The sequence below is a fragment of the Sediminicola sp. YIK13 genome (genome assembly GCF_001430825.1).
Classification (GTDB): Bacteria; Bacteroidota; Bacteroidia; order Flavobacteriales; family Flavobacteriaceae; genus Sediminicola.
The window spans coordinates 1,059,452-1,076,281 of the sequence record NZ_CP010535.1 but is presented as its reverse complement, the minus strand read 5'-3'; the positions used below and the strand labels follow the sequence as shown (position 1 = coordinate 1,076,281).

Below are 16,830 nucleotides of genomic sequence, written 5' to 3'. Positions count from 1 at the left end.
TCCCTTGAATCCAAAGAGGCATTAATTTGGCAATTTTAAATTAGGGCTTCACATTACAATTAATATTTTTCAATTAAATGAAGAATGTTGCAAGAGCGTCATAATTCTGCGAATGCTCAACAAAAAAAATAAGAATCCTGTGGGGCGTTCATTTGCAATCCATTGAGATGGTCCCTGATAAAACTCTGTGCCTCGCTATTGGCCACTGTAATTAAGATTTGCGGTTGTTGAAAATGTTTTAATTCGCTAAAATGAAGTAATTCCTTACCATAAATTTCTTTGCCAATTTTTTTTGGATTGTTACAGATCCAATAAAAGTCGACCTTCATCTTCAATAAATTTTGTGCAAGAGCTTTTCCTTTTTTTCCTGCTCCCCACACCACGAGCTGGCGGGACTCTTGATGGTCTAATTTTAGAAAATAATGGAGTTTTATTTCCAAAAAATAATTTTGCGCATAATGCTCGCTAGTTCTTGAAGTTCTATTTTCATAGTCTCTCCAAAGATGTAAGACTTCATCGGAAGGGATACATTTTAATCCATTTTCAAAGAATCTAAAGGCCAAATCATAATCCTCAGGGTAGCGGTTGGGTTGAAAAGAATCGCATTTATCCAAGTCCGACTTATACACCATCCAGCAAGGAGACGGAATTGGGCATTCCTTGTATATCTCATTGAAATTGGTACCTGAATGGGTTAGTCTGTTCAGCCATTTTTCATATTTTAAATATCCGTCGCCGATCCCTCCTTCGCAAAAATATTTTACTTTTCCAATCGCCAGATGGCCTTTACCCTTAAATTTCAAGGCTTGCTGTAAAAGCTGGATCTTTTTTGGTGCCATTATATCATCTGAATCCATTCTGGTAATATAATTTCCTTTACAAAGTGAATACCCCATTCTTAAAGCCTCAATAATGCCAGAGCCTTCATTTTTAAATACATGGATCCGAGGGTCTTCTTTGGCAAATTGCCTCATAATGGATACGCTATCATCCGAGGAATGATCGTCTATGGCAATAACCTCCCAGTTCTTATAGGTTTGTTCCCTAATAGACTCCATGCACTCAGGTAGGAATTTTGACGTATTCTTGAAAGGGATCAATATACTGACCAATGTTTCTTGCATAGGGTACAAGGTATTAAAATAAAGAGATTGGGAAAGTTTGAACCTGCCTGAGAATAAAAAAGTTGGCTGAAGCTCAAAAAAAAATCCAAATCATTGGTTGAATTTCTTCTTTACCATGACTTGGACCTATATTGTATTCAAGGATTATTCCTAAAGTTTTTTCAATTCAAAAAGGTCTTTTCTTCTATCCCTTAAATTCTTTACAGCACCAAATTGATTCAATTCGCGAAGCAATTCCACATCTACATCAACAATCAAGATCATTTCCGTATTTGGTGTGGCCTCAGCTTTAATACCGTTCGCAGGAAACGAAAAGTCGCAAGGTGTAAAGACCATTGATTGTGCATATTGGATATCCATATTGTGTACCTTGGGAAGGTTTCCTACACTCCCTGCAATGGCAACATAGCATTCATTTTCAATCGCCCTTGCCTGAGCACAGTTCCGCACTCTTGAGAAACCATTTTGTGTATCTGTCAAATAAGGAACAAATAAGATATCCATTCCATCATCGGCCAATATTCTGCTAAGCTCAGGAAACTCGGAATCATAGCAGATCAGGATTCCAATTTTACCGCAATCGGTATCGAATGTTTTTAATTGGCTCCCACCTTGTAGGCCCCAAACTTTGGCTTCATCGGGCGTAACATGTAATTTTTCATAGCGTTCCCTTGTACCATCACGCTTACACAAATACCCAACATTATAAAGTCGGCCATCAATTATTTCCGGCATACTTCCAGAAATAATATTGATGTTATAGCTGATAGACAATTTGGTAAACTGTTCTACAATAGCTTCTGTATGTTTGGCCAGCTCCCTGATTGCTGCAGGTTCCGAAAGATGGTTGTTTTCAGCCATCAATGGAGCATTGAAAAACTCCGGGAATAGGGCAAAATCTGATCTATATCCAGAAACCGCATCAACGAAATACTCAACTTGCTGCATCAGTTCCTCTAAATTTTTATAAGGACGCATTTGCCATTGAATTAAGCCTAGTCTGATCAATGTTTTAGTAGTCTCGGCTTTCTTTTGGGGTTTTGTATAGTAAATGTTGTCCCATTTCAATAATACAGCATACTCACCGGAGGCTTCATCACCCTCTTGATACCCTTTTAATAATTTTTCGGGATGGAAATCATTGGCCATTTGAAAATTGAGGACCGGATCATTGATCTCTTTTCTCTTTACCTTGGCTATATAATCCTTAGGTGTTATTTTATCGGCATATTTATGGTAATTTGGGATTCTACCTCCAAAGGCAACTCCTTTTAAATTAAGTCTTTCGCATAATTCCTTTCTGTAATCATAGAGTCTTCTACCCAATCTCATCCCCCTGAATTCTGGTTTTATGAAGACGTCGATACCGTAAAGGACATCTCCATCTGGGCTATGGGTCGAAAACATATAATCCCCCGTAATCTCCTGATAGGTATGCTGGTCATCAAATTTATCATAATCCACAATTATGGAGAGGGCACAACCTACAATCTGATTGTTGATCTTAAGGACCACTTGGCCCTCAGGAAATTTTTTGATCAAGGTATCAATTTGATGTTCCCTCCAGTACGAATTTGGAAAATTGGTATAGGAGGCTATCATTGCATTTTTAAGCTCTTGGTAATCATCTATGCTTAAATATTTAAGCTCAATATTTTCAATTTCTTTCATTTTTAACAACTACTAATTAGAGTTTTAAAGGTATCGATTAATTATGATTTGAAAAAAAATCATTTGGTATCGTTAAGGCCAGTGATTATATGCTAATTCTAAATGTATAGGAACCATATTAATGTACGACAGACCAGGACTCAACTTTTCGCAGGGCACAAAAATTACAGGTCCATTGCCTTTTGAATAGCAGCTTTGGCAAGAGGTCCCATAATTTGATACCCAAAGGCATTTGGATGAATCCCATCGTATGTGTACCTCTCCTGCAAGCCATTATTAGAATCTACCATATTTGAAAAATAGTCTAAATAAACATGGCCGTTGATTTCTGCATATTGCTTTAGCGCTGTATTCAATGCAATAACTTTCATGGAAGGCTCTAGACCTGGGGCCCAAGGAAAATCGGATGCTGGTAATACGGAGGATAAAACTACTTTAATGCCATGTGCTTTTGCCAATTCTACCATTGAAAATATATTGTCAACGATCATTTTCTGGGTGGATGGTCCGGTATTCCCTGCAATATCATTAATACCTGCCAACAGTACTACCACTTTAGGCTTTAAGTCCAGAACATCCTGCCTGAAGCGAAGCAACATTTGTGGGGTTGTCTGGCCGCTGATACCTCTGTTGAAATATCCCTTTTTTTTAAAAAATTCCGGGTTGTGATCGATCCAACCTTCGGTAATGGAATTACCCATAAAAACAATACGGTCCTCTGAAATCACCTCTTTTTCCAAGGCTAAATTGGCATGCTTATACTTATTTAAATTCGCCCAATCTTGGGCAGCTAAAGTTCCGGTCATGAGTATAGTTAGGAGTAGGGTAATAAGGGTAAATTTTGGAAACCACATTTGAGATATGTTTTAGTTCCGGAAACTATTCCAGTTAAGGATATTAAGATACCTTTCTAATTGGGCCTAGGCCCAAATCTACCTTAATTTCATCACCAGAGATAATTTTGGCAATTAACCTGGTTCCAGGGAATTGTTCCAATATCACTTTAATGAATACCGTGATGGGGATTGCTAAAATTAAACCGGGGACTCCCCAGATATATCCCCATAACATGAGCATTACCAAGATAGTTATTATATTGATGGAAAATGATTTGCCCATAAAGATTGGCTCCAAAATAGAGCCAAATAAAACCTGTACTCCGGTGATTGTTAGGATAAAGAAAAGAAGTATGTTCACTGAATCAAGACCAACAAAGGCAAAAATGCTCAATAATACTACAGTGACAAAGGACCCTATCATTTGTACAAAATTGATGAGAAAGGCAAATAGCCCCCAAAATATGGGGAAGTTCACCTCAAAAAAATAACAGGCCAAACCGGTGCCCACACCGGTAAAGAAGCTTACTAAAAACTTGACCTTTATAAATTTTATCAAGTCATTTTCAATTTTCATAAAGGTCCTGACCGAGGCATGTTTCTGTTTGATAATGGTAGAATTCAAAAGTTTTTGAACGTTGATAGATTCCGAAAGCCATAAAACCGCAAAAAACACGGTCATTAGCAGCATGGTAAGGGTACTTCCAAGAAAGCTAAGGGTAGGCACAAAATTTTGCATAATGCTTTCCTTATTCAGAAATTGACCATATATATCCGTGCCTTCGACCAATTCCATACCTGAAGATTTTTCTATATCAACAATAATGACATTTAATTTATCCTCTGCCTGCGTTAAGAAGGATTGCTCGGTAGAAAGTATTTCATTACTGGTGAGCTGTATTAATTCCCCTCCAATTTTAAATATCCCAGCGATGATCAAGACAATGACCAAAATACTGATTGGTTTTGGAATTCTTTTTTTGTTCATACCTCTCATCAATGGTAAAAAGAGCAAGGCAATGAACATAGAGGACACCAGCGGTATAAAAATAAATGATAATATTTTGAGCAAATAAAAAACCAAGGGCACTACTATGACCAGTAATAATATATTTGTTGTCCTTAAATCTTTCATGTTCTAATTTTTATTTAATCCTTACCCCGGCTTCGCGCCCCAAGAAGAATAATGCAATTAATTTTGCAATTGCATTTTTTTGGATTCAATTTGTCTTGTAATGAAATCCCATAATTTTATTCTTTGTTCCAAAGCTTGTTTGGCAACCACAAGACACTCGTCCCATTTAGTTTGGTCCTCACCACATAATTCAGAAACCATTTTCAGGGATAAGGGACCGTGCTCATCTCCATCTATTTCTATATGCCTTTTTAGGTAATAAGAAAGTTTGCTGTAGGATTTGGAGGCATCACCCTTTTCTTCATTCTTTATAATTTCAACAAACATATCAGGGATCAAATCTTCCCTACCAAATGTAAAGGCCGAAGCAATCAAATGTGGCTTATCAGTTGAGATGATTTTAAAAGTGAACTCTATAAATTCCCGAACCCCACTCTCCAAATTAATAATGTCACAGGCCTCTGAAACCTGTTTGTGCTCATTTATCAGCCCAATGAATCGATTAATTTTGACAGTGTCCGCCTTAATTTGATCCATGGCGTCCAAATACATGTCAAAATGACTTTTTGGCTCTCCTAGTTCGTCAATATCGCTTTCCTCCCCATGTACAATTTCGTTGATAAATCTTGCCAATGTTGCGTTAGATCTAGGGGTCCATGGAACGCTCGTACAGGTCAAATTTATTTGTAGTGCCTTGAGCAAGGACATGAAATCCCAAACAGCAAATACATGATGCTGCATGAAAACCCTAATATCATCAACTTCTGATAATTTTGCATACAATTGATGATTTGCCAATTGTTGTCTTAAACCAACGATTTCCCTTTCAATTTTTTCTATTTGTTGCATAAGCCAAATGTCGTAATGCCGTCAAGCTAGAATCCTTTTCATAACCAAAAAAAATTATTTAAAAAGATTTTTTGACAGCTGCAATTTTTTTGGGTAAAGATAAATGACAGGCCCTGTTAAATAAAGGGCTTTAACAAGAATATAAGATTATTAAGGAGGCAATGTTAAGATGACCTAGGTACAGCGTGAACAGAATTATCGGGGAGTTCAAATAGCTCCAAATCAAAATAAGGGACAGCAGCCAAAAGATGGTCAAAAATATCTGCCATGATGTACTCATAGTTTTCCCATCTCCTATCGCTGCTAAAGGCATATACCTCCAAAGGAATACCTTGGGAGGTAGGGGCAAGGTGCCTAGCCATCAGCATCATGTTTTTATTAATGCCCGAGTGACTGGCAACATAACTCTCCACGTATTTTCTAAAAACTCCGATATTGGTCAAATTTCTTCCATTAATTGCCAATTCCTTGTTGATATTATTAGTAGTATTATAGGTTTCTATATCATTTCCCCTTCTTTCCAAATAAGCTGTAAGAAGGCCTATGCCCTTTAGTCTTTCAATATCTTCTTTTGTGAGATACTTGATGCTCTTTTGTTTGATGATCAGCGCCCTTTTAATCCTTCTTCCATCAGAGTTCACCATACTCCTCCAGTTTTTGAAAGAATCTGAAATTAAGGCGTAGGTAGGAATGGTAGTGGTTGTATAATCAAAATTTAGAACCTTTACGGTAGCTAAATTAATTTCGGTAACATCACCGTCTGCCCCATATTTCTCAAAGGTGATCCAATCCCCAATACGGACCATATCATTAATGGAAACTTGGATACTGGCAACGAACCCTAAAATGGTATCCTTAAATATCAGTATAATCACGGCAGAAGCCGCCCCAAGGGTGGTAATGAATTTAATAAACTCAAATCCGGTAATAATGGCCAGAGCAGAGGCTATGCCTATAATCCATGCAAAGATCATAAACACCTGAATATAGCTATCTATGGGCTTGTCCCTGAGGTGGGGCAGGGTCTTAAAATAGCTCTTAAGGGTGTTCAATAAACTACGAACGATCCAGAGGGTCAATATGATGCTAAAAACATGAAGTCCTTTTTCTGCTATACTGTCCGCATACTTAAAATCGATCAGCACAGTGGGCATAAATTCCAGAGCAATGAATAGGGGAACAATATGGGCAACGTTTCTTGGTACTTTGTTGATCACCAAATAATCGTCAAAAGTTGTAGTGGTCTTTTTGGCAAACGCAGTAAAAGCCTGGATTAAGATTTTTCTAATGATAAAATCCAAGATGCTAATAATTAGAAGCATCGCCAAAAGGAGGCCCAACATATTAAAATACTTCGCCGCGGTTTCTGAGAAACCAATCGAAATAAAATAATCGTATAGCACATGGGCTATTTCTGGAAATATAAGTTCTTTTTGAAATATCATAACTCCGGCAAAAGTATCAAATTGATATGGAGAAATGATGTTTAATCGATATGGATTTTAACGCATTATAAGAATTTATGATTAATGTAACATTTCATTTTATTTAAATACGAAAAGGACTCCGATCTAAGTAGTTAGAGCACTTTGTTTACTTTGCTTTCCAAATAAATTACTCCCCTGGCATCTTGTGCAACAACTCCATTCCGGTTGATGACCTGAGAACGAAGCCGAACCAATCTTGACCATTGGAATTCTCTTGAAGATTCAAATATTTTGCGTAATCCTTTTTGGCTTTTAAATGTAGGCCTATAAAGGCGGTAACAAAGTGTTGGTTTATATTATTCATTCGTCGGGAATCCCACGAAGGTTCTGCATAACGATAATATTCATCTATGTGCAGATCCCCTTGTAAAGATTCTACTGGCGGTGGATTGGGCGCAACATTATGTCTGGCATTGGCATAGGTGAGTAAGTACCTATCAGCATTGACACTGCCGCTGAAAATGGCTTTAATTCCCTTTTCATAGCCGGAAATGTCATCCTGATCACCGGCAATAAAAAAAGTGGGGGTTTTTAGGCCCTTGAGACCCTCTAAGTCCCATACACCTCTTTCCATGCCCCAAGGTGCAAAAGCAACAACGGCCTTAATCCTGGGATCCTTGCCGCCTACGAATTCCAGGTCATTGGAAATAAGACTTGTAATAGCAGTATTGCCACCTGTCATGGTCCCGAAAAAAATCTTTAATTGTTCGCTATATCCTGCTCCAGCTACATTTAAAACCCCGTAACCACCCATGGAATATCCAATAATAGCGGTATTGTTCACATCAATTAATCCAGATAGGAAACTACCCGATTTTGGTTCGTTGAATTCGTCAATTTTGTTTAGTGTAAACAAAATATCTTTAGGTCTGTTCAATAATGTGCTTTGAAAACCGCCAGCATCTTTAAACGTAGAATCCTTGTGATCTATGGCTACCACGATATAGCCCTTTGAGGCCAGGTTTTCGGTTAAATAGGTGAGAAGTAACCTAGAGCCCAAATACCCATGGGAAACTATGACCAAAGGAAAAGGTCCATCTTTGGAGAGGGGGGAAGCATCTTTTGCTGCCCTGCCCTTAAAGGTGAAAGGGATCAATGGTCTCTTTTCATCATTTGAGGAACCCATTACCTGATCATATACAACAACTTCGGGGGTATTTCCATCAAGTAATGCTGGATACCATACTTCAATTTTTAACGGTCTATCGTATAAGGGGGCAATTCCCTCTTTAGCATTGAGAATATCTATTTGTTTAGGATTGACGAAATCTAAGGTACGTACCCCAACCTTATATTCACCCCTCACGGCCAATTCTGGCGCGTCGGGAAGTGCATCCCCATAAATAAATTCATCGGTATCCTGACCAAATACAATGGGACCAGCACTTATGAATATACCTGTAAAAAAGATTAAAAGGATGTTGTGTTTATTTGCTAATAGACGTGGTCTCATAAAATTGATTGGTTAAGAATCATTGAAAGAAGTGCCGCCAATAATGCGCCCACTATTGGTCCTAAAACAGGGATCCAGGCATAACCCCAATCATTGCCGTTCTTATTTTTAATGGGCAAGAGGGCATGAACTATTCTAGGCCCTAAGTCCCTTGCCGGATTAATGGCGTACCCAGTAGTGCCACCTAACGAAAGCCCGATCGCCCATACTAGAAATGCCACGGGAATTGCTCCCACTGAGCCCAAGCCTACGACGGTTTCGGAGTCTGTTATTGAAGCTTCAGTGAAATACAAAATTGTAAATATCAATACAAAAGTCCCTATGATCTCACTTATCAGATTCGTTGGATAATGTCTAATTGCCGGAGAGGTACAGAAAACTGCTTTTTTGGCTTCCCCATTTTCGGTAGCGCTAAAGTGATTTCTATAAACGGCCCATACAAGAAAAGAACCTATCATAGCACCAATAAATTGGGCGAGAATAAATAGGGGGACCAACACCCAGTCAAATTTACCCGCTAAAGCCAAACCTATACTTACTGCGGGGTTTAAATGAGCTCCGCTGTAGGGTGCTGAAACAACCACCCCAATGTATACCGCAAGGGCCCAGCCAGTAGTAATTACTATCCAGCCACTATTATTACCAGCTGTTTTCTTCAAGACTACATTGGCAACGACGCCTCCACCCAATAATATGAGTAGGCCTGTGCCAACAATTTCTGCAATAAAAGGTGTCATAATTTAGATGGTTTGTTTAGTGTAATTATTTTGCCCAGAATTGTAAGGCAGAGATGGCCTTGTACCACCCTTTAATGCCTTTATCTATTCCTTCGCGTTCTGTTGTAGGGTTAAAGTGTACATCGGTTTGCCAGATTTCTTGTATTTCCTCTAGACTATCCCAGTATCCAACTGCCAATCCGGCCAAGTAGGCGGCGCCCATAACTGTGGTCTCTATTACTTTGGGCCTTATGGTAGTAGTATTTAAAACATCTGATTGAAACTGCATTAGGGTATTGTTCACTGTTGCCCCGCCATCAACCCGTAATTCTTTAATGGTCAGTTCCGCATCAGCTTCCATAGCTTTTAGTATGTCCATAGTTTGATAGGCTATTGACTCAATGGCTGCTCTAGCAATATGGGCATCTGTAGTTCCTCTAGTAATTCCAAAAATTGTTCCTTGTGCTTTTTGGTTCCAATATGGGGCACCTAGCCCAGCGAAAGCCGGTACAACATATACTCCTTCAGTATCGCTGACAGAACCAGCAAGTTTTTCAACATCGGAGGATGTCTTTATGATCTTTAATCCGTCCCTTAGCCATTGTACTACAGCACCAGCAATAAATACACTTCCTTCAAAGGCGTAGGTAGTTTTTCCATTTATTTTCCAGGCAACAGTTGTCAATAAATTATTCTTGGAAACTATTGGTTTCTCTCCAATATTCATGAGCATAAAACAACCGGTCCCATAGGTGTTTTTTACCATCCCGGATTTGGTGCACATTTGACCAAATAAAGCTGCTTGCTGATCCCCTGCAATTCCCGCAATGGGAATTTTGTTTGCAATGATGGTTCCAGAGGTATGTCCGTACAGCTCACTAGACTGTTTAACTTCAGGAAGCATGCTTTTTGGGATATTAAAAAGTGTTAATAATTCATCATCCCATGACATTGTATTGATATTGAAAATAAGGGTTCTAGAGGCATTGGTGACATCGGTGATATGCTTTTCTCCCAAGGTCATCTTCCATATTAACCACGTATCAATGGTCCCCATAATCAAATCTCCTTCATTGGCCCTTTTACGGGCACCCTCAACGTTATCTAAGATCCATTTTACTTTGGTTGCAGAAAAGTAGGAATCAATGACCAAACCCGTTTTTTTTCTGATAAGATCAGATTTGCCCTGTTCCTTTAATTCATCACAGTATTCGGCGGTTCTTTTGTCTTGCCAAACAATGGCATTGTATACAGGTTCTCCTGTCTTTTTGTCCCAAACAACTACCGTTTCCCTTTGGTTTGTAATCCCTATTGCTGCAATGTTACTTCCATTCAACCCTTTTTTTACTAAGGCTTCCGCCGCTATCCCAGCTTGTGTGGACCAAATTTCCATAGGATCATGTTCTACCCAGCCCGGTTGCGGGAAATATTGGGTAAACTCTTTTTGGGCAGTGGAAACTATGTTTCCTTTTTTATTGAAAATAACGGCTCGGGAACTGGTTGTACCCTGATCTAGGGCAAGAATATATTGGTCCATACACTAAATTTATAAAGATTTATTCAAAATTTATTGGTTAATAATTTAACTTTTTGGTTGGCCTTTTAAGATATAATTTTTTGCTATAGCATTGAATGCTAAGATTTGCGAGGTTTTCCATTCTAAAGACTTTTCAAGTTCTTTTGCCAAAATATCGGCAACCAAAGGGGCTATTTCTATTGCTGCCCTTGCATCAAGAAATAGGGCCCTAACACGTCTGGCCAGTACATCCTCAATAGTTCGGGCCATTTCATTTCTTACGGCCCAAACCACTTCTGCTTTTAGAAAATCTAAATTTGGATGTAGTTTTTCTCCAAGTTCAGGATCTTTTTGTATTAATTTCTTAATTTCTTGGTAATCCGTACCATAGATATATAAGTGATTGTTACGATCCATGATATCAGTTGAACCATGTATGGAAAGAGAAATTGTCTTGCAGGTCTTCTTTTTCAATTTCCCTTTTTCAATTACCTTGTTCAAGGTATCCTGTGCCATTCTTCGATAGGTGGTCCATTTGCCGCCAGTTATCGTAACTAGTCCCGAATTGGAAATAATGATTTTATGACTTCTAGATATTTCCTTTGTTTTTTCAGACTCATCTTGTGGCGCCGCTAAAGGCCTTAATCCCGCGTATACGCTAAGGACATCTTTTCTTTCCACTTTTTTGGTCAAGTATTTATTGGCCGTATTGAGGATAAAGTTGATTTCCTCTTCTAAGGCTATCGGTTCCAGGCTATGACTGTCCAAAACGGTGTCAGTAGTCCCAACCACAACCTTATCATGCCAAGGTACCAGGAAAAGGACTCGTCCATCATCCGTTTTTGGAATCATGATGGCATCATCCCCAGGTAAAAAAGATTTATCCAAAACGAAATGTATCCCCTGACTGGGGCGCACCATATTTTTGGCATATTCATTGTCCATTTGTAATATTTCATCCGTAAATACGCCAGTGGCATTGATGACCACCTTGCCATTTAGGGCATACTCTGTTCCTGACTCCCTATCTATTGCAAGTACACCGTTAACAGTTCCTGTATCATCCTTTCTCAACTTTTGTACTTCAAAATGATTGAGAAGGGTTGCCCCATTTTCAATGGCTGTTTGGGCTATATTAATCGCTAATCTAGAATCATCAAATTGACCATCTTGATATACAACGCCTCCTTTTAAATGTTCGGTTTTTAGGGTTTTTAACCTATTATGAGTTTCGTTTTTATTGATATGGAACGATTTTCCCAAACTTAATTTTCCCGCCAAAAGATCATATATTTTGAGACCCGTGGTATAAAAAATACCATCCCACCACCTGTAATTAGGTATGATAAAGGACTGATTTGATACTAAATGTGCAGCATTTTTTAGCATTAATCCCCTTTCATATAAGGCCTCTTTAACCAAACCTATATCACCTTGAGCCAAATACCGGACCCCACCGTGTACCAATTTAGTGCTTCTACTGGATGTGCCTTTTGCAAAATCTACTTGTTCCAAAAGTACCGTTTTATAGCCCCTCGTAACACTATCCAAAGCTATTCCAAGACCTGTGGCACCACCACCAATAATTATTACATCCCAGTTTTTGGTACTTTTTAGACCTTTAAGAATGGTTTCTCTTCCAAAAATATTCACACGTTTTACTTTTTAATCATTTCAATAGTAACACAAATAATCATGATAAAAAAACATTTCGAAATTTAAACGAAATCAAATGAAGCTTAAATTAATTATATTTGGTCATTTATATAGTCTTCGTAAATTTTAAGTTTCATTCTATTACATATTTGCATTATGAAAAGACATCAAGATATTTTGGAAAGATTACAGGAGAAAAAATATGTGGAAGTATCGGATCTCTGCAAAAGCTTGAATGTTTCTGCGGTAACCATTAGAAAGGATTTAAGAATTTTGGAAGAAAAAGGGCTCTTATTTAGAACCCATGGGGGAGCCTCATTTGATAATCCTTATATAAATGATAGGCCTGTTAATGAGAAGGAAAAGATTTCGGTATCTGAAAAAAATAAAATAGCAGAAGCTGCAGCCCAACTCATTCTGGAAAATGATTCCATAATGATCGCTTCGGGAACTACCGTCCAAGCATTGGCAAGGTGTATTAGGCCCAAAGGAAAATTAACGGTGATCACCTCCTCTTTAAATGTGACCTTAGAGCTTATTAAGTTTAGGGAAGTGGAAGTATTACAATTAGGAGGTTACGTGCGTCATAGTTCATCTTCTGTAGTGGGTAATTATGCGGCTTATATCCTTGATAATATCTCTTGCAGTAAATTGTTTTTAAGTGTTGATGGGATCGACTTGGAGTATGGTTTAAGTACTACTCATTTGGAGGAGGCGCAGTTGAACAAAAGGATGTTGACCGCAGCACAAAAAATAATACTATTGGTTGATTCTTCTAAATTCGGTAAAAAAAGTTTTGCCAAAATTTGTGATTTGGAACAAATAGATGAGATTATAACAGATAGGGGCATCTCACTATCATTAATTGAGAAATTGGAAGAAAAAGGAATAACGGTTACAGTTAGTAATAAGGAGTAGTATTTATTTTTTGAACAATTCCCCTGGCTCTCTGGCATCTTTATCCAATAACCACTTTTTAGCTTCTTTTTGTTCCACGAACATACGCATATACGCTGCTCTGTTTACCGCTACATTTTCGGTGAGTTTATTCATGTGTTCAGGGGGCCATACGACAGCAAGCTTTACCTTAGAACGTAAAACTTCAGCAATTTTTTCTCCTATAAAAAAGCGGTCAATGGTGGATCAATTGGTATCCATTAATTCATCTCCCAGTAACAGTACTTTATAATTTCCGTGTGATTCACATGCTTCTAGTATGACCTCTGGCATTTTAATAAAGTCCTGAAAAATATAGGAACCTGTGATTTTCATCACCATATGGTCAACTTTGTTTTCAAATTTATATGTACATTTTAGCATCCTGATGTGAACTTAATAAGATGTGTCGAAGCTGTTAAAAAAGTGACAGCCCATGAATTTAGGCTGTCACAGAATTATCTAATATTTGGCCGATTTACCTGTAGCGCTAGAATTAATAATAAACTCCCTTATATCGTTATTTGCTTTTTGTAAATCTTCCCTTCTCAAATACATCATATGCCCGCTTCTATATCCCTTAAAGCTAAATCGGTCTTTCATACGCCCGCTAGGATCTATCTGCCACATAGTATACTTGGCATTAAAGTATGTTGTTGCCCCATCGTAATATCCAGATTGGAACATCACCTTTAAATAGGGATTTTGGGCCATAGCCTGTCTCAAATTATCCCTAGTATTATCATCACTGTCATCCCAAGGATTTACAGGGCCGAACATATTATACTTCATGTCCGTTTTGAATTTTAATTCTTCCTGAAGGTAGTAGTTTATGGCAGGGGTAAAGGAATGTAACCAGGAAGTTAGTTCAGAGTTGTAATCTGGGGAATCACCCGCCAACTGCTTATCCATCCCCAAATAACGGGAATCCAATCGACCAATAGTGTAACCACTTTTATCCCTTAAAAGTGCTTTCCAGAAATAACTTGTAGGAATTACTAAATTGTGTTCCAAAATCTCTTTCTCTGTAAGTCCGGAGTAGAAGGCCATTTTTTTAGCCACCTCCATCTTTTCTGTATCAGAAATAAAACCTCCCTTAGACAAGGCAGGAATAAGGGTGTTTAGGGTATAATTTTCGGATTCCGGTAAGATTTCCAGAAGATCTTTCTGCTGCAGGGCAGGGTCCAAAGCTTTTTGATACCATGCCGCTGCTGTAAAATATGGTAAGTTCAAGGCGTCGGATACTGGTCCGCCAACACGTATAACCTTATAATCTGCTGGAGATACCATAATGACCCCATTGAGGTACATCCACTGCCTATTCTGCAATTCCAATGCCAATCCCGCAACCCTGGTTCCACCGTAGCTTTCCCCTATGATGTATTTTGGGGATCGCCATCTGTTATTACGGGTAACAAAGGTGTTCAACCACTCTGCTAGGTATTTAATATCGGCATTGATACCAAAAAATTTAGATCTATCCACTTCCTTTCCGCTCACCGGGATGGTTCGGGAATATCCTGTATTCGCTGGATTTACGTATACAATATCTGCCACATCCAAAATTGAAAAAGGATTTTCTTTTACACCATAAGGTTGAACAGGAAAGCCTTCATCATCAATTTTGAGTATTCGGGGACCTGTGTATGCCAAATGCATCCATACGGAACCTGAACCAGGTCCGCCATTAAAGGAAATGACCAAGGGCCTTTCCTCCCTGTCCTTTATATTGTTTCTTGTGTAGTAGGTGTAGTGTAGGGCTGCTATAGGTTTCCCCATGTCATCCCAAACCGGCTGGGTTCCAGTTTTCGCGGTGTAACTAAAAGTAGCTCCATTCGCGGTCACACTATGTTGGGTGACTATGGTAGTGTCTACGGGCAGGCTTCTATCCTGGGCTTTGGAAAGTAAGACGGTACATGAAATTAGAAGAAAAGCAAGGGTAGTTTTTTTTATCATAGTTTTTGGTGATTAATTAAAGTTTTAAATTTAACTATTAATAAAGGAAAGACGTAAAGCAATACATGGGTTAACTGTTAAAACTATTATAAATTTTAAAGGTTGCATTACGATTTGATTCCAATTTAGATTTTAAACCAGTCTTTTTCAAGTTTTTAGAATTGGCACAAAACGTATTAAAACTTTTCAAAAACGCCTAATCCAAAGAGCGCAAAATCATATTTTACGGGATCCTTTGGATCTAAATGACGCAGGCTACGATCTAATTCGGCAAGGGCTTTGGCATCGTTTTGTTTGCGTTTTAATAACCCCAATTTTCTGGCGACATTACCCGAATGTACATCCAAAGGGCAAGAGAGTATACTAGTGGGAATGTCTTTCCATAGACCAAAATCCACTCCGGTTGTATTGTCCCTGACCATCCAACGCAAATACATATTTATCCGTTTGGCTGCAGAGCCCTTTACCGGATCGGAGATATGTTTAGTGGTGCGTTTTGGATGAGGAATCTCAAAGAAGACTTCCTTAAATTTTGAAATTGTAGGTTGGATTGACTTTTTGTCGATATTGCTGGTGAAAACACCCTCCAGCCCGCTCCTGTATTGATAAATATTCTTAAGACTTTTCACAAAATATGCCAGGTCTACACCATTAAATGTCCTATGTACAAAATTTTGTAGCCTATCCAGATCATTCTCTTGATGGTTTTGTATGAAATCATACGGAGCATGATCCATTAGTTCCATCATTTTATGGGCGTTCGAAATGATACTTTTTCTATTGCCCCAAGCAATGGTGGCTGTAAGAAATCCACTGATCTCCACATCTTCCTTCAGGGTAAATAGATGGGGAATTTGAATGGGATCGCTTTCTAAAAATTCTGGATGGTTGTATTGACTTACTTTGGCATCCAAAAAATTCTTTAGTTCGGTTTTCTTCATTCCATTGGAATATTTAGAATTTTGAGCAACAAAATCGGTCCTATCAGCACCGTATTAAATGTAGCGTGAAATAAGATTGACCACTTGAGACCAAGTTTTACTCGGATATATCCAAGAAAAATTCCAGTAATCAGTTGGGGAGCAATAAGCAAAGGAGTATAATAATATAGCTGGGTGTCTCCTTCGAAATTAAAAATATGGATTATTCCGAATAGTAGGACCGAAGTGTAAAATGAATATTTAAAATAGGGACTGTTCCTAAAATACACTAATGGACCTCTAAACAATACTTCTTCCACAATTGGAGCCATAATACTTACGGCAAGGAAAATTACACCAATAGAATTTTGCGAGAAAAATTTTTCTGTAGAATGCTCTCCCATATCGAATCCCAAAACATTAGAGAGGGTGTAGTTAAATATTACAATGGATAGACCAATTACTAAGTTCCATTTTAATAAAGAGAGAAAAACAGTCTTTTTGTAAGCGCTGGGGGCATTGTGATACTCTCGATATACTGGGTTTTTAAAATATTTCCATACGTTATAGAGCAT

General features: G+C 38.3%; 16 protein-coding genes. 1 reads left to right on the top strand and 15 read right to left on the bottom strand.

Going from position 1 to position 16,830, the window contains the following annotated elements:
• Positions 1-116 precede the first annotated feature (116 nt).
• The 10 genes from SB49_RS04770 to SB49_RS04725 all read right to left on the bottom strand — a co-directional run bounded on the left by SB49_RS04770 (position 117) and on the right by SB49_RS04725 (position 12,440).
• Positions 117-1,124: a glycosyltransferase gene (locus SB49_RS04770; protein ID WP_062054354.1), complete on the bottom strand. Its 1,008-nt coding sequence runs from the start codon at positions 1,122-1,124 to the stop codon at positions 117-119.
• Between the two features lie 150 nt (positions 1,125-1,274).
• Positions 1,275-2,795, bottom strand: coding sequence for a bifunctional GNAT family N-acetyltransferase/carbon-nitrogen hydrolase family protein (locus SB49_RS04765; RefSeq protein WP_062054352.1), 1,521 nt, complete (start codon positions 2,793-2,795; stop codon positions 1,275-1,277).
• Between the two features lie 164 nt (positions 2,796-2,959).
• Positions 2,960-3,601, bottom strand: a complete 642-nt coding sequence (locus tag SB49_RS04760; protein ID WP_082591148.1) for an SGNH/GDSL hydrolase family protein — start codon at positions 3,599-3,601, stop codon at positions 2,960-2,962.
• Between the two features lie 91 nt (positions 3,602-3,692).
• Positions 3,693-4,766: an AI-2E family transporter gene (locus SB49_RS04755; protein WP_062054348.1), complete on the bottom strand. Its 1,074-nt coding sequence runs from the start codon at positions 4,764-4,766 to the stop codon at positions 3,693-3,695.
• Positions 4,767-4,823: 57 nt separating this feature from the next.
• On the bottom strand, positions 4,824-5,615 hold the full coding sequence (locus SB49_RS04750; RefSeq protein WP_062054346.1) for a DUF3050 domain-containing protein: 792 nt from the start codon (positions 5,613-5,615) through the stop codon (positions 4,824-4,826).
• 164 nt (positions 5,616-5,779) lie between these two features.
• Positions 5,780-7,060, bottom strand: a complete 1,281-nt coding sequence (locus SB49_RS04745) for a mechanosensitive ion channel family protein (RefSeq protein ID WP_062054344.1) — start codon at positions 7,058-7,060, stop codon at positions 5,780-5,782.
• A 169-nt stretch (positions 7,061-7,229) separates the two neighbouring features.
• A complete protein-coding gene (locus SB49_RS04740; RefSeq protein WP_062054342.1) occupies positions 7,230-8,555 on the bottom strand; it encodes an alpha/beta hydrolase family protein in 1,326 nt (441 codons plus the stop codon).
• Positions 8,552-9,292, bottom strand: coding sequence for an MIP/aquaporin family protein (locus tag SB49_RS04735; protein WP_062054340.1), 741 nt, complete (start codon positions 9,290-9,292; stop codon positions 8,552-8,554). The genes SB49_RS04740 and SB49_RS04735 overlap by 4 nt, the downstream gene beginning before the upstream one ends.
• A 25-nt stretch (positions 9,293-9,317) precedes the next feature.
• Positions 9,318-10,808: a glycerol kinase GlpK gene (gene glpK, locus SB49_RS04730; protein WP_062054338.1), complete on the bottom strand. Its 1,491-nt coding sequence runs from the start codon at positions 10,806-10,808 to the stop codon at positions 9,318-9,320.
• Positions 10,809-10,853: 45 nt separating this feature from the next.
• Positions 10,854-12,440 carry a glycerol-3-phosphate dehydrogenase/oxidase gene (locus SB49_RS04725; protein ID WP_062054336.1) on the bottom strand — a complete coding sequence of 529 codons (1,587 nt, stop codon included), beginning with the start codon at positions 12,438-12,440 and terminating at the stop codon, positions 10,854-10,856.
• 159 nt (positions 12,441-12,599) lie between these two features.
• Between SB49_RS04725 and SB49_RS04720 the strand changes: the two genes are divergently transcribed.
• On the top strand, positions 12,600-13,361 hold the full coding sequence (locus tag SB49_RS04720; protein WP_062054334.1) for a DeoR/GlpR family DNA-binding transcription regulator: 762 nt from the start codon (positions 12,600-12,602) through the stop codon (positions 13,359-13,361).
• Between the two features lie 3 nt (positions 13,362-13,364).
• On the opposite strand, the gene SB49_RS16245 is transcribed toward SB49_RS04720, so the two are convergent.
• The 5 genes from SB49_RS16245 to SB49_RS04705 form a co-directional block, all read right to left on the bottom strand.
• Entirely contained in the window at positions 13,365-13,496 is a 132-nt protein-coding gene (locus SB49_RS16245) for a hypothetical protein (protein WP_256363833.1), read from the bottom strand.
• A 90-nt stretch (positions 13,497-13,586) separates the two neighbouring features.
• Positions 13,587-13,721, bottom strand: coding sequence for a hypothetical protein (locus SB49_RS16240; RefSeq protein ID WP_256363832.1), 135 nt, complete (start codon positions 13,719-13,721; stop codon positions 13,587-13,589).
• A 120-nt stretch (positions 13,722-13,841) separates the two neighbouring features.
• Positions 13,842-15,335: a S10 family peptidase gene (locus SB49_RS04715; protein WP_062054333.1), complete on the bottom strand. Its 1,494-nt coding sequence runs from the start codon at positions 15,333-15,335 to the stop codon at positions 13,842-13,844.
• A 176-nt stretch (positions 15,336-15,511) separates the two neighbouring features.
• A complete protein-coding gene (locus tag SB49_RS04710; protein ID WP_062054331.1) occupies positions 15,512-16,276 on the bottom strand; it encodes a TIGR02757 family protein in 765 nt (254 codons plus the stop codon).
• A complete protein-coding gene (locus tag SB49_RS04705) occupies positions 16,273-16,830 on the bottom strand; it encodes a CPBP family intramembrane glutamic endopeptidase (RefSeq protein WP_062054329.1) in 558 nt (185 codons plus the stop codon). The genes SB49_RS04710 and SB49_RS04705 overlap by 4 nt, the downstream gene beginning before the upstream one ends.

Bases quoted from the DNA above. Each gene is read 5' to 3' on its own strand.
- SB49_RS04745 (WP_062054344.1), bottom strand. From the start codon at position 7,060: ATGATATTTCAAAAAGAACTTATATTTCCAGAAATAGCCCATGTGCTA.
- SB49_RS04750 (WP_062054346.1), bottom strand. From the start codon at position 5,615: ATGCAACAAATAGAAAAAATTGAAAGGGAAATCGTTGGTTTAAGACAA.
- SB49_RS04765 (WP_062054352.1), bottom strand. From the start codon at position 2,795: ATGAAAGAAATTGAAAATATTGAGCTTAAATATTTAAGCATAGATGAT.
- glpK (WP_062054338.1), bottom strand. From the start codon at position 10,808: ATGGACCAATATATTCTTGCCCTAGATCAGGGTACAACCAGTTCCCGA.
- SB49_RS04755 (WP_062054348.1), bottom strand. From the start codon at position 4,766: ATGAAAGATTTAAGGACAACAAATATATTATTACTGGTCATAGTAGTG.
- SB49_RS04740 (WP_062054342.1), bottom strand. From the start codon at position 8,555: ATGAGACCACGTCTATTAGCAAATAAACACAACATCCTTTTAATCTTT.
- SB49_RS04710 (WP_062054331.1), bottom strand. From the start codon at position 16,276: ATGAAGAAAACCGAACTAAAGAATTTTTTGGATGCCAAAGTAAGTCAA.
- SB49_RS04760 (WP_082591148.1), bottom strand. From the start codon at position 3,601: ATGACCGGAACTTTAGCTGCCCAAGATTGGGCGAATTTAAATAAGTAT.
- SB49_RS16240 (WP_256363832.1), bottom strand. From the start codon at position 13,721: ATGGTGATGAAAATCACAGGTTCCTATATTTTTCAGGACTTTATTAAA.
- SB49_RS04715 (WP_062054333.1), bottom strand. From the start codon at position 15,335: ATGATAAAAAAAACTACCCTTGCTTTTCTTCTAATTTCATGTACCGTC.
- SB49_RS04720 (WP_062054334.1), top strand. From the start codon at position 12,600: ATGAAAAGACATCAAGATATTTTGGAAAGATTACAGGAGAAAAAATAT.
- SB49_RS04705 (WP_062054329.1), bottom strand. From the start codon at position 16,830: ATGCTCTATAACGTATGGAAATATTTTAAAAACCCAGTATATCGAGAG.
- SB49_RS04770 (WP_062054354.1), bottom strand. From the start codon at position 1,124: ATGCAAGAAACATTGGTCAGTATATTGATCCCTTTCAAGAATACGTCA.
- SB49_RS16245 (WP_256363833.1), bottom strand. From the start codon at position 13,496: ATGAATAAACTCACCGAAAATGTAGCGGTAAACAGAGCAGCGTATATG.
- SB49_RS04735 (WP_062054340.1), bottom strand. From the start codon at position 9,292: ATGACACCTTTTATTGCAGAAATTGTTGGCACAGGCCTACTCATATTA.